Source organism: Cytobacillus depressus (assembly GCF_008923245.1).
Classification (GTDB): domain Bacteria; phylum Bacillota; class Bacilli; order Bacillales; family Cytobacillaceae; genus Cytobacillus; species Cytobacillus depressus.
The window spans coordinates 103,040-115,602 of sequence record NZ_WBOS01000008.1; the positions used below are offsets into that span (position 1 = coordinate 103,040).

Genomic DNA, 12,563 nt, shown 5'->3' on the forward strand with positions numbered 1-12,563 from the left:
AACAGCTTTTTTGCCTATGAAAGGGACTGGCATAACCTGACTATTGTCAACATAACATAGTGCCTTTGATATTAGGGGAGTGCAATCGCTGTATTAATTTGAAATCATTATTGATTTAATACAATATACCAAAGCCATCCAACTAGGAAAATGTTTGGGGAGATTAACAACGCCGATAGAATGGAAAGATCAGTCCCCACCATTCAAAACGTGGTGTTGCAGCTAAGTAGAGTGATAGTGGCGTGATGAGCAGGCAAGATATCACAAGTAAAATGGGCTTCTTCAAAACTAAAGCAATAAACGAGAGGATAATAGAGGCAATCATAAATGGCCAAAAAAATAATCCCATAATTTTTCTCCTTAAGTTTTTCATAGCCTGAAACTTTACAAAAACACACCTCTATTACTTCAATAAATCTTTCGGAAAACCCTTCTTTGCTCGAAAACGAAAGAGGCGTAATATCTACATGTGTATCGAATTAAAAATATAACGCTAAATGTTTCATTTAACACGAAAATAGCTCATGATTCTTAATATAATTATTTTAATAGGAGCCATTGTAGTAAACCTTTGGAATCCCTTTAGAAATTTGGTATGTTTGAGATAGAATCATAAAAAGGAGCGAATATTTTGAGCTTTTACGAAATGTCAAAGGAACCGATTGTCATACAAGACGTGATTGATAAGGTTGTGCAAAGAAATGCGGGCGCAATTACAACCTTTATTGGCACCGTTCGAGAATTAACTCATGGAAAAAAGACAACGTATTTAATTTATGAGGCTTATGAACCAATGGCGGTAAAAAAACTTGAGCAAATCGGCAATGAAATAAAGGAGCGTTGGAGCGGGGTGGAGGTAGCGATTTCGCACCGCGTTGGGAAGCTCGATATTACAGATATTGCTGTAGTAATTGCGGTTTCAACCCCCCATCGGGCAGATGCTTATGAAGCCAATCGATATGCCATTGAGCGAATCAAGGAGATCGTCCCGATTTGGAAAAAAGAGCATTGGGAAGACGGCGAGGAATGGATTGGCAACCAGCTTGAAACCGTTGCGTATCCAACTGGAAAACCGGAGGAGGGGGACTTAAATGAATAAAATCTTATTTTTTGCCCATTTGCGTGATGCCGTTGGTGAGGAAACTATTCAGCTTGATTTGAACGGCAAAACTGTCGCCGAACTGAAGGAATTTATTTCAGAAAAGTATGAGATTGCATTGACGAATGTGATGACAGCCATTAATGAGGAATTTGCTTCCGATGAAGAAGTGATTCAACAAGGCGATGCCATTGCTTTTATTCCTCCGGTTAGCGGAGGGTAATGAGAAAAAAGTATAAAGTATAATTTTTTGAAGTTAGAGAAATGTCTAGCTCCAGCGCCTACCCCCTCGAGGTCACAAGCCACCCCTCCCAGAAAGGTAAAGAACACCTTTCAGTGAGGATTGTCTTGTGCTTCTCGGGGGTGATCAAGGCGCTTGCGCTTTTCTATCTAAAAGGAGTTTTGATGATGGATGATCGATATTCCCGGCAAACTTTATTTCCGCATATTGGAATAGAGGGGCAGGAGAAAATCCGAACAAAGCATGTCCTTATGATCGGAGCGGGGGCGCTTGGATCGGGAAATGCTGAAATATTAACGAGAGCGGGGATAGGCAAGCTAACGATTGTGGATCGCGATTATGTGGAGGCAAGCAATCTTCAGCGCCAGCAGCTTTATACTGAAGAGGATGTAGAGGCAAAGCTTCCGAAAGCGGCTGCGGCGGCAAAGCGCCTGCAGGCCATTAACTCAGAGGTACAAATTCATGCAGTGATTACGGATGCGACTCCTGAAAAAATGGAAGATCTCGTTGAAGGCGTTGATGTCATCATCGATGCAACAGATAATTTTGAAACAAGAATGATGATCAATGATATTTCACAAAAGCATCAGATCCCTTGGATTTATGGGGGCTGTGTCGGCAGCTTTGGCATGAGCCTAACGGTCATTCCTGGAAAGACACCATGCTTGAATTGTTTGTTGAAGACGATTCCGATTCAGGGGATGACATGTGACACAGGAGGGATCATTGCCCCGGCTGTACAAATGGTCATCTCACACCAATCGGCTGAAGTTTTGAAAATTCTTGTCGAAGATTGGGATGCTGTACGAACCTCTTTCGTCAGCTTTGATTTATGGCGCAATCAATATTCTAGTATGAAGGTTTCGAAGGCGAAGGATTCAGGCTGCCTTTCTTGCGGAGAAAATCGGACCTATCCATATCTCGACAGTGAAAATATGATGAAATCTACAGTCCTTTGTGGAAGGGATACCGTACAAATCCGTCCGCCCCACCAGCACGATATTCATTTAGGTGATTTGTCCCGCCAACTAAAAGCGCTTGGCTATTCTGTAAAGGGAAATCCGTATTTACTCTCAATCGAAATGGAGGAGCAGCGCCTTGTTATTTTCAAAGATGGACGTGCGTTAATCCATGGTACAAAAGATTTAACACAAGCGAAGGCTATTTACCAGCGCTTGCTTGGGTAAAGTACGATATTACATTCAAGTCCTAATCAAGATGGTTGGGGCTTTTTTTATCTCCTTGAGGAACTTCAAAGATGATCGACAAAATTTACGCATTTTCCCATGTTTTCCAACAGTAATCGCTATGTTTCACGTGGAACATACAGAATTTCCCAAAAGGTGCGTTTAATCGAAATTCCACTTTCTATGATGTATAATATAGTTTGAATAATTTGGAGCTTAATAAAATAATGAAAAATAAAAGAGTGGATTGTTTTAAGTGTGAATTTTTCTATGTTACTTGGGATCAAAGGTTTCCGAAAGGGTGTAAAGCATTTCAGTTTAAAACGGCAAAGCTGCCTTCAATAGAAGTGTTTCGAGCATCGGGACAGCCTTGCTTGCGTTTTGAACAGAAAAAAGAAGTTTTACCGCAGATTAACGGGCAGTAAGACGTCCACCTTAACTTTAGATGAATCGGGGTAGTTTAGTGGAAGGTCAACTGCCCGTAAAGGCCCGATTTAATGACCGCAGACTAAGAGCGCCACGTCCTGTGGCAACGTCTGCGTGACCCACATCCTGTGGGCCGCAACTAACATTCAGTGGGGGATAAAGGACCCCCCACTGAATGAAGTGTCACTATACCGAAGAGGTGATTTTATTGAATATTTCTGTCCAGCAACTGCTCTGGAAAATGGAAGAAGAATTAAAAGAAGCAAAGGGGAGTGCAACTTCTGCTAGGCTGCGAGAAAGAGTTCATGCCATTAAAGCACTTTGTGAATTGATTCTTGATGAACCGGCACAAAATAAGGAGGCTTTTTCCTCTTATGTCCCGCCTACCACACAGCAGGTGCAGTCATCATCCATTCAACAGGTAAAGCGAATGGAAATGGATGATGATGCAAACGGCGAATCATTGTTTGATTTTTAAAATTATCGGTTCGATGAAAGCTTATAGCTTCCTACTTTCTAGCTGGTAGGATGAATTTTAAAGAGCTCTCATTCAGTAGGGCGAATTTAGTTCGATATTAAAAAAGTCAATAAATATTGTGAGGGAATGAACATGAAGTTGTTTATTATTCTAGGAGCATTAAATGCTTTACTGTCAGTGGCATTAGGCGCATTTGGAGCACACGGTCTCGAGAAAACAGTGGAACCGAAGTATTTAGAAATTTGGAAAACAGGCGTACATTATCAAATGTTTCATGCAGTAGGGCTTTTAGTCATTGGAATACTGCTTGGCAAAGTACCAGCGAGCTCATTATTATCTTGGTCCGGCTGGATGATGTTCATCGGAATTATTCTTTTCTCAGGCAGTCTTTACATATTAACGGTTACAAAAATAAGTGTACTGGGTGCTATCACTCCACTTGGCGGAGTAGCCTTTTTAGTTGCCTGGGTGCTAGTAATTATTGCTGCGGTGAAGTATTTATAAGAGGGATTTAAAAAAAATGGGGCTGTCCAGAAAGTCGGATTTTTATGACTTACTGGATGGCTTCTTTCATTAAAATATCTTGAAATGTGTCTGTCATGAAAGAATGAGCACTTTATAGAATGGGTTTATCAAGTTCTCCGTCTAAAGCAGTCATGACCGCCTATTAACACGTGTTTTCCAAGATGTTCACCTAAAAAGCTAACCAATAAAAGACTATGAAAAACGCAAGGCTAGTAAAATAACCTTGCGTTTCTATCATTAGCTTTAATTTGTCATTACCTTGGGCTATATTGCGACAATAGTCCAGGGGGCGCTGTGAATCCAGGGTATTCATATTCAATCGGTTCAGAAAAGGTTACATAATCAACATAAACCATTGGAATTAAATATCTCATTCCTGATTGAGGATCACTTAAAATCACGTGATCTCTACCGGCAGCCTCGATAATCCCCTCAAATTTCTTCGCATTCCATTCACTGTTGTTTTCAAAGGTAGCGTATACAGTGACAAGCTTTCCTTTGTTTAAACGGAGGATGTTTTCTATATAGGATTGCTCAATTGGCAGCATGCCTGGAACTTGTGGGCCATGAACAGGTGCGCCCATCCCTGTAGTTGGCGGGATGGCCATACCCCCAGTATGCGGCATCACAGGCCGGACTCCTTGTACAGGATTTTGTTGCTGTGCTTGCATACCCGAATAAAGCTGTTGGTACCCGTAGTAAGGTGCAGCAGCATATGAATTATAATTTGATGGATTCATTTTTTCCCCTCCCAAACTCAAAATGGTACTAAACGTGAAAGACCGCATTGAAAAATTCCTTTAGATCGACTGTTGGAGTGGAGCTATATATTCATACCAAACTCCGTCCCCATGCATTAATAAGGTAGAGTAATTCCACAAGGGAAGCGCAACTTTTGAGAGAATGTTAGAAACTTTTCTTTTAAGAAAAACAGGCAAAGACTTAATAAATATGAAGTATCACTCACTATTTCATGAGTATGAGGGGGCATGTTCATTTATGACATTTTATTAAGAGGAAAAAAACAAGTTTAGATAGGTTGTGGGCTGAGGGATATATATAGTAATTTGTTTGAAAAACAAAAAACCCCCAGATTTTCATCTGGGAGTAGAATGAATTAATTTACATGAAGAAGCTTAGCAACTTGATCCTCTTCTAGCAGGTTTCCAATATAGAAGGCTCCAAACTCGCCGTAACGCGCACTTACTTCATCGAAGCGCATTTCGTAAACAAGTTTTTTGAATTGAAGAGCTTCATCAGAGAATAGAGTGACGCCCCATTCGTAATCATCAAGACCGACAGACCCGGTAATAACTTGTCTTACCTTGCCAGCATATTGGCGGCCAATCATGCCGTGGCTGCGCATCATATTACGGCGGTCCTCCATCGGAAGCATATACCAGTTATCATTGCCTTGGCGGCGTTTGTCCATTGGATAGAAGCAAACATGCTTAGCTTTCGGCAAGATCGGGTAAAGGCGAGCCAAAATTTCAGGGCTTTGATAAGGATCCTGATCAGATGGAAGATAGTTACTTAATTCAACTATTGATACATAAGAATAAACAGGAACTGTATATTCGGCAAGTTTTGATTTATTGAACTCATTTTCAATTTCGTTTAATTCTTCTAAAGTTGGTCGTAAAATCATCATCATAAAATCTGCTTTTTGGCCAACAATTGTATATAATGCATGGCTGCCGTTTTTCTCGCTTTGAACCCCGTTCCACTTATCAACAAGGGATAAAAACTCTTGAATAGCTGCTTGGCGCTCTTCATTTGAAGTCATTTTCCAAGTCGTCCAATCAATGGCACGGAAGTCATGCAAACAATACCAGCCTTCGAGCGTTTTTGCTGCTTCATTCATAACGATCACTCCTATTATGTACTAGAAATGTGGAAGCAATGGAGTAGGTCATCACTAACTCCCAAAAGCGAGGCTTCCTTTAATATCAACATTACTATAACATAGTTTCTCCAATTAACCTCCTAATAAAACTCAAAAACCAGCACGAAGTCAGTATAGTGTGACGAAATTGTGGATATTTTGTTAAAGGGAGCTATTGTCATCATTTAAACATAGGAAAATATAAAAAGTGCGAGGATAATAAAAATATATCATTATCAAAGTTCCTGATGAGGAGAATGCAAATGATTGACTTATTTCGAAAGCTAAAAGACAAGGTAGAGGGAAAAAATATTAAAATTGTCTTTTCAGAAGGAACGGATCCACGAATTTTAACAGCGGCTGAAAGGTTAGCTGCAGAAAATATCATCATCCCTATTTTAATTGGCAAGAGAGAAGAGATTATGGCAAAAGCGCTGGAGTTAAATCTTTCCCTTGCTGGGACAGAAATCTACGATCCTAAATCTGTAATAATAGATGAATTCATAGTAGCTTTTGTTGAAAGAAGAAAGGGAAAAGCATCGGAAGAGGAAGCGAGGAAAATTCTCTTAGATGAAACTTACTTCGGAACGATGCTCGTTTATAGGAATAAAGCAGATGGACTTGTAAGCGGGGCTGCCCACTCAACTGCTGATACCGTCCGGCCAGCATTGCAAATTATAAAAACAAAAGAAGGGGTACGAAAAACATCTGGTGTTTTCATCATGGTTCGCGAGGATAAGAAGTATCTCTTTGCTGACTGCGCCATTAATATTGCCCCAGATAGCCAAGATTTAGCGGAAATCGCGATTGAGACGGCGAAAACAGCAAAAATGTTCGATATCGAGCCACGAGTAGCGATGCTAAGCTTCTCAACGAAAGGATCCGCCAAATCTCCGGAAACAGAAAAAGTGTCAGAGGCTGTAAATGAGGCGAAGAAACGGAATCCACTCCTATTGATTGATGGGGAATTTCAATTTGATGCGGCGTTTGTTCCATCTGTCGCTAAGAAAAAGGCGCCGGATTCGCCAATTCAAGGCGACGCCAATGTTTTTGTTTTCCCAAATCTAGAAGCGGGTAATATTGGCTATAAAATAGCTCAGCGTCTCGGGAACTTTTCAGCAATTGGGCCGATTTTACAAGGCTTGAACAAGCCAGTCAATGATCTTTCCCGCGGGTGCAGTGAAGAAGATGTTTATAGGCTAGCATTGATTACGGCGATGCAAGCTTTGAATGATTAAAGCTATTTGCTAAAATGAGGATATTAGAGTAGAGCTGATCATCATTGTTCGGCTCTTTTTTTTCAGCTTTTTAGCTGATATAATGTGGGGTGGCCAGAAGTCGCCGATATATAGGGAAAGTGGCCGATAAAAGTATGAAAGTCACCCATAAATGGTTTGAAAGCAACTAATAAAATGTATTTTTATACTAGAAAAGTATCCTCTAAAAAGGAGAACTTAATATGAATGACCTTTTACTGCAAGAAAAATGGAGAATCATCGATCAATCGGCGTTAGCCGTTCACTTACATGCGACCTATTCATTTGGATTGGATGATACATTGTGCGCATCAGTTGGAGGTGGCATGGCTCCAGCAACTGCAAGAGCATGGGTTCACGATAATACAATTGTACTAGGGATTCAGGATACGAAGCTGCCTTATCTTGATGAGGGAATCGACTATTTGGAAAGCGAAGGGTATCGTGTCATCGTACGAAACTCTGGCGGACTTGCTGTTGTTTTGGATGAAGGTGTATTAAATTTAACCCTTGTTTTCTCGGAAAATGTTAAAGGCATCGATATTAATCGGGGCTATGACGCTATGTGGATGCTCATAAAAGAAATGTTTTTCGATTTTCATATTGAAATAGAAGCGAAAGAGATTGTCGGATCCTATTGTCCGGGGAGCTATGATTTAAGTATAAATGATCAAAAGTTTGCTGGGATTTCGCAAAGGCGCCTACGAAATGGAGTGGCTGTGCAAATTTATCTTTGTGTCAATAGAAGCGGAAGTGCCCGTGCGGAAAAAATTGGTCGTTTTTATTCCATTTCCAAAAAAGACGTAGACACAAAATTTCAATATCCAAATATCAAGCCTTCAGTCATGGCCTCCTTATCTGAACTATTACAAACAAACTTATCGATTCAAGATGTGATGCTTCGCTTTTTGCAAGCCTTGAAAAAGAAAGCAAACTATCTGTTTTCAGGCGAGCTCACAGGCGAAGAAATGGCATTGTTTGATGCTTATCATAAACGAATCGTCGAACGAAATGAAAAGGTGCTAGGGGAAGGAAAATAAAGAAAAGCCGTCAACATAATTGTTGCGGCTTTTCTTAATCGAGAATATGCTGTCTTTCTCCTTACTCCCAACTTGGAACTTTTTCTATTGTCTAGCTCCACAAGGAATGCTACGGTAGCGATTATCATCGCACGAGTAAAAGCGTTAGCTTTTAGGAGGAGCGCCTAGCCCCTCGAGGTCATAAGTCAATCTGTCAAGAAGGTGAAGTACAACCTTCTCGCCAGCTTGCCTTATGCTTGCCGGACTTGCACAGGATGTGCTGACTTCGACGTTTGCCACAGGACGTGGCAGTTTTTAGTCGAAGTTCCCCTCTCCTAGGCGCTTCCGCTTTTCTTTTTACTCCGCAACCTTCTCTAAGTTTCCATTTCGGTCCATTTTGAATTTGGTGGCGGGTCTCTCTTCTTCTTCAAAGAGGACGAGCTTACGGGCACGATTCATAATTTTCATCAGTGTCTCGTAATCTTCTTGGATCGTGTCTGAATTCTCTTCAAGCTGACTAATTCTTCCTTCCAGTTCTTCATTGCGGCTCTTAATTTGCGCATTCTCACGCTTCAATCTTTCATTCTCATTTTTTAATATATCTAATTGAATACTCGAATGTTTTAAAGTTTGTAAGTAAGCAATCACATGATCAAGGTTCATCTCGGTTCCCCCTGAATAGCTCGTTTCCTCAGAATAGTAAGGGACTGGCAGCGCTTCGATAATTTCCATTGTCTCGGCTTGTTCCTCAGCTGCTTCCATCATTAAGGCGGTTGTCGTAACAGATTCTACTTCAGCCACAGATGGTACTGGAGGGGAATAGAGTAGCTTCTTCTTGCCACCTTGTTCCTTTCCAAGCAGTCGATGTCTTTGTTTCCGTTGCTTTTTCGCAAGCTGCAGTGCTTTCTCGTATTGATGCCTCACAACAGCATTCCAGCGAAATCCGCACGCTGCCGAAGTACGGTCGAGCTTATCACCAACCTCCTCAAAAGCATTTAATTGTGTGCTTCCTTCTCTCACATGTCTTAAAACCGTTTCCGCTAGTAATAAATCATTTTCTTCCGTCCATGCATCTTGACGAACTTTCATTTCCTCAACTCCCAATTCATTTGCATTTTTACTCCTTAATCTAAGGATGGACAGTTCAGAAGAAAAATATACAAAGAGAATTATAAGGATAGTAGATTTTTTTATTTTCTTTCGTTTTTCACTAGATAGGTAATGTATACCCTTTAGATTCATATGTTCTAGCAACGTATTTCACTGCCAGATAATGTGGGCAACTTGCATTGAAAGGAAAGAAGCTGTAAAATACAGCAAGGACAATAATTATTTGTAGCCGCATTGGCTCATTTTATATATGAACGATAAATATTTACACGTTCGACCGTAGAAAGGGTTGTAATATATATGGCAAACGAATTTCGTGTTTGCGACGATTGTCAGGGTGTGAATTTAAAAACATTAATCCCTCTATTAAAGAAAATAGATCCGGACGCGAGTATTGAGATTGGCTGCCAGTCCTACTGCGGACCAGGCCGAAAGAAAACATTTGCATTCGTGAATAATCGTCCATTAGCCGGTTTAACGGAAGAAGAATTAATGGAAAAAATAAACAAAAAGCTTAAAAAGTAAAACCACCTTTGAGGTGGTTTTTGTTTTTCTGAGTTATTTGGGCGGGAAAAGTGTGCAGAAGCCTTTTTCTTTTTACAATTACACGGCTTAATTGGAGAAAAGGTAGTCCGCGGTAAAAGGAGTGAGTTTGCATTGCCTGCAGCAGTGGAAAAAGACGTTCCGTGGTAAAAGGAGTGCGTCTCCATTGCCCGTAGCAGTGGAAAAAGACGTTCCGCGGTAAAAGGATCGTGTCTCCATTGCCCGCAGCAGTGGGAAAAGTCGTCCCCCGGTAAAAGGAGTGCGTCTCCATTGCCCGTAGCAGTGGAAAAAGACGTTTCGCGGTAAAAGGATCGTGTCTCCATTGCCCGTAGCTGGGAAAAAGCACGTTCCACGGTAAAAGGGATACATATCGATTGCCCAAAATCGGGAAAAATCAACGTTTTTAGCCTATTAATCGCGGTTTAGCAAATTCCAAAAAAAGTAATAAATTTCCCAAAACCTTTTTAACCTTTATACACCTAGGCTTCAGTCGAATTCTGTAGAAATGACAGAATTTCTGTAGTGAATTGTTGTGGGAATCGGGATATAATAGAGACACATCAGAAAATCGGAGGTAAAAGATGGCATATCCGGTGGAGAAATTGCGTGAAGAAAAGGTATTTAAAGACCCTGTCCATCGCTATATTCACGTGAGGGATAGAGTAATCTGGGATTTAATTGGAACGAAAGAGTTTCAGCGTCTTAGACGAATCAAGCAGCTAGGAACTACATATTTAACCTTCCATGGTGCTGAACATAGCCGCTTTAATCATTCATTAGGGGTTTATGAGATTATTCGGCGAATTGCAGATGATGTCTTTTTTGGCAGGCCGGAATGGAATGAAGATGATCGGCTCCTCTCCCTATGCGCAGCATTACTCCACGATTTAGGACATGGTCCATTTTCCCATTCATTTGAAAAAGTCTTTGACCTCGACCACGAGCATTTTACAAGAGCTATTATTCTCGGAGACACTGAGGTTCATAAAGTATTGAAAACAATTAGTCCGGATTTTCCTATGAAGGTTGCAGAAGTTATTGCGAAAACATCGAAAAACAAGTTAGTAGTGAGCTTAATTTCCAGTCAGATTGATGCTGACCGCATGGATTATTTACAAAGAGACGCCTATTTTACAGGGGTTAGCTATGGCCATTTTGATATGGAGCGGATTTTGCGTGTGATGCAGCCAGGAGAAGACCAGGTTGTATTTAGACAAAGCGGCATGCACGCGGTTGAGGACTATATTATGAGCCGGTACCAAATGTATTGGCAAGTTTACTTTCACCCTGTTACGCGAAGTGCAGAGGTTATTTTAACGAAAATTTTGCATCGTGCCAAAGCGTTACTAAGCCAAGGCTATTCCTTTAAATCCTATCCGTATCATTTTTCCTCTATGTTTAATGGAAAAATCACAGTTGAAGATTATATTAAACTTGATGAAGCCATTATTCTTTATTATTTTCAAATGTGGCAGGAGGAAGAGGATACCATTTTGAAGGACCTTTGCCGCCGCTTTATGAATCGCAATTTATTTAAATATGCTGAGTTTGACCCAGCAAAGGAATATAAAAAGCTGGCTGAACTGTCCGGCCTGTTTGCAAAAGCAGGAATTGATCCGGAATATTATCTTGTTGTTGATTCCTCATCCGATCTTCCTTATGACTTTTACCGTCCGGGAGAAGAGGAGGAGCGGCTGCCGATTCATTTATTAATGAAAAATGGCGAGATTCGAGAGCTTTCCCGAGAATCGGAAATTGTCGATGCGATTTCTGGGAAAAGAAGAACGGATCATAAATTGTATTATCCAGCTGATTTTGTTAAAGACCATTCAACAGCACCAGCGGTCAAGAAAGAAATTTGCAAGCTGTTAGAAATAGACGAGTCACGGTATTAAATGGAGTAGGAGATGACGAATCTTGTTAAAAGATCATGCTAAAATTATTCATGCTATTGCAGCATCAGAGGAAGTGATTGGACGGAAAAGGCTGCAAAAGATGGTATATATCGCAAAAAAATTAGATTTTCCTTTTCAAGAAAGATTTCAATTTCATTTTTATGGTCCGTACTCAGAAGAGCTCACTTTACGTGTTGAAGAGCTTTGCAATATGGGCTTTTTAGATGAAGTGAAGGAGAAGAAGGGCGGCTATTATCAGTATCGATATACTTTAACAGAGAACGGCCGTGAATTTTTAAGTCTTCATAACGAAGTCGCCATGCCTAAACTTCAAGAATGCTTGACTGATATGAACAGCCAAAATGCAAGATTTCTTGAACTTGTTTCGACTATATTGTTTTTTGACAACCTTCCTAAAGCAGAAGTGAAGGAAAAGGTCTTTACATTAAAAAGCAAGCAACGCTATACAGAGGAAGAAGTGGAAATAGCTTATCAATATATTGAAAGCTTAAGAGAAAAAGCCGTGCACTAAAGTGCGCGGCTTTTTCTTGTTGTCTAGCTCCAGCGCCTAGCCCCTCGAGGTCACAAGCCAATCCTCCCAGAAAGGTAAAGAACACCTTTCCGTGAGGCTCGTCTTGTGCTTGTCGGGGCTGTTCAAGGCGCTTCCGCTTTTCTTATTATTCTTCGTCGCTTAAACGTTTCCCGGCGACTGCATAATGGTTTTTAGTCATTTCCTCGATAAATACAACAACCTTTTCCTTCGGTGCCCCTGTTGTTTCGCTAACAGCGTCTGTTACCTTTTCTACGAGTGACTTCTTTTGCTCCTCAGTGCGGCCTTCAAGCATTTTTACTGTTACATATGGCATAGTAAATGTCTCCTTTTCTATTCTTTTCTTTCA

The 12,563-nt window shown here is 40.7% G+C and carries 15 protein-coding genes; 10 read left to right on the forward strand and 5 right to left on the reverse strand.

Going from position 1 to position 12,563, the window contains the following annotated elements; all coding sequences use genetic code 11:
- Window positions 1-163: 163 nt before the first annotated feature.
- Window positions 164-349 (reverse strand): hypothetical protein, encoded by a 186-nt coding sequence (locus F7731_RS16515; protein ID WP_246197241.1) that lies wholly within the window; start codon window positions 347-349, stop codon window positions 164-166.
- Window positions 350-646: 297 nt separating this feature from the next.
- On the opposite strand from F7731_RS16515, the gene F7731_RS16520 reads away from it, so the two are divergent.
- From F7731_RS16520 to F7731_RS16545, 5 genes are all read left to right on the forward strand, one after another.
- Window positions 647-1,099: a molybdenum cofactor biosynthesis protein MoaE gene (locus F7731_RS16520; RefSeq protein WP_151535952.1), complete on the forward strand. Its 453-nt coding sequence runs from the start codon at window positions 647-649 to the stop codon at window positions 1,097-1,099.
- The gene (moaD, locus tag F7731_RS16525; RefSeq protein ID WP_151535905.1) at window positions 1,092-1,322 is read left to right on the forward strand and encodes a molybdopterin converting factor subunit 1; all 231 of its coding nucleotides are present in this window, start codon (window positions 1,092-1,094) and stop codon (window positions 1,320-1,322) included. The genes F7731_RS16520 and moaD overlap by 8 nt, the downstream gene beginning before the upstream one ends.
- Before the next feature lie 185 nt (window positions 1,323-1,507).
- Window positions 1,508-2,527, forward strand: a complete 1,020-nt coding sequence (locus F7731_RS16530; RefSeq protein ID WP_151535906.1) for a MoeB/ThiF family adenylyltransferase — start codon at window positions 1,508-1,510, stop codon at window positions 2,525-2,527.
- Between the two features lie 634 nt (window positions 2,528-3,161).
- Window positions 3,162-3,431, forward strand: coding sequence for a YwdI family protein (locus tag F7731_RS16540; RefSeq protein ID WP_151535908.1), 270 nt, complete (start codon window positions 3,162-3,164; stop codon window positions 3,429-3,431).
- A gap of 132 nt (window positions 3,432-3,563) precedes the next feature.
- The gene (locus F7731_RS16545; protein ID WP_151535909.1) at window positions 3,564-3,935 is read left to right on the forward strand and encodes a DUF423 domain-containing protein; all 372 of its coding nucleotides are present in this window, start codon (window positions 3,564-3,566) and stop codon (window positions 3,933-3,935) included.
- A gap of 275 nt (window positions 3,936-4,210) precedes the next feature.
- Here the strand turns inward: F7731_RS16545 and gerQ are convergent, their stop codons facing one another.
- Window positions 4,211-4,696, reverse strand: coding sequence for a spore coat protein GerQ (gerQ, locus tag F7731_RS16550; RefSeq protein ID WP_246197242.1), 486 nt, complete (start codon window positions 4,694-4,696; stop codon window positions 4,211-4,213).
- 377 nt (window positions 4,697-5,073) lie between these two features.
- Window positions 5,074-5,820, reverse strand: a complete 747-nt coding sequence (hemQ, locus tag F7731_RS16555) for a hydrogen peroxide-dependent heme synthase (RefSeq protein WP_151535910.1) — start codon at window positions 5,818-5,820, stop codon at window positions 5,074-5,076.
- A 284-nt stretch (window positions 5,821-6,104) separates the two neighbouring features.
- Here hemQ and pta point away from each other — a divergent pair, with 284 nt between their 5' ends.
- Window positions 6,105-7,079, forward strand: coding sequence for a phosphate acetyltransferase (pta, locus tag F7731_RS16560; protein ID WP_151535911.1), 975 nt, complete (start codon window positions 6,105-6,107; stop codon window positions 7,077-7,079).
- 221 nt (window positions 7,080-7,300) lie between these two features.
- Entirely contained in the window at window positions 7,301-8,137 is an 837-nt protein-coding gene (gene lipL / locus F7731_RS16565) for an octanoyl-[GcvH]:protein N-octanoyltransferase (protein ID WP_151535912.1), read from the forward strand.
- A gap of 336 nt (window positions 8,138-8,473) precedes the next feature.
- Here lipL and F7731_RS16570 read toward each other — a convergent pair whose 3' ends face one another.
- Window positions 8,474-9,205, reverse strand: a complete 732-nt coding sequence (locus tag F7731_RS16570) for an RsfA family transcriptional regulator (protein ID WP_151535913.1) — start codon at window positions 9,203-9,205, stop codon at window positions 8,474-8,476.
- Window positions 9,206-9,526: 321 nt separating this feature from the next.
- Between F7731_RS16570 and F7731_RS16575 the strand changes: the two genes are divergently transcribed.
- The 3 genes from F7731_RS16575 (at window position 9,527) to F7731_RS16585 (ending at window position 12,196) form a co-directional block, all read left to right on the forward strand.
- Window positions 9,527-9,751 (forward strand): YuzB family protein, encoded by a 225-nt coding sequence (locus F7731_RS16575; protein ID WP_151535914.1) that lies wholly within the window; start codon window positions 9,527-9,529, stop codon window positions 9,749-9,751.
- A gap of 599 nt (window positions 9,752-10,350) precedes the next feature.
- Window positions 10,351-11,664 carry an HD domain-containing protein gene (locus tag F7731_RS16580; RefSeq protein WP_151535915.1) on the forward strand — a complete coding sequence of 438 codons (1,314 nt, stop codon included), beginning with the start codon at window positions 10,351-10,353 and terminating at the stop codon, window positions 11,662-11,664.
- A 22-nt stretch (window positions 11,665-11,686) separates the two neighbouring features.
- The gene (locus F7731_RS16585) at window positions 11,687-12,196 is read left to right on the forward strand and encodes a YwgA family protein (RefSeq protein ID WP_151535916.1); all 510 of its coding nucleotides are present in this window, start codon (window positions 11,687-11,689) and stop codon (window positions 12,194-12,196) included.
- A 145-nt stretch (window positions 12,197-12,341) separates the two neighbouring features.
- Here the strand turns inward: F7731_RS16585 and F7731_RS16590 are convergent, their stop codons facing one another.
- The gene (locus F7731_RS16590) at window positions 12,342-12,530 is read right to left on the reverse strand and encodes a 2-hydroxymuconate tautomerase (protein WP_151535917.1); all 189 of its coding nucleotides are present in this window, start codon (window positions 12,528-12,530) and stop codon (window positions 12,342-12,344) included.
- Window positions 12,531-12,563 lie beyond the last annotated feature (33 nt).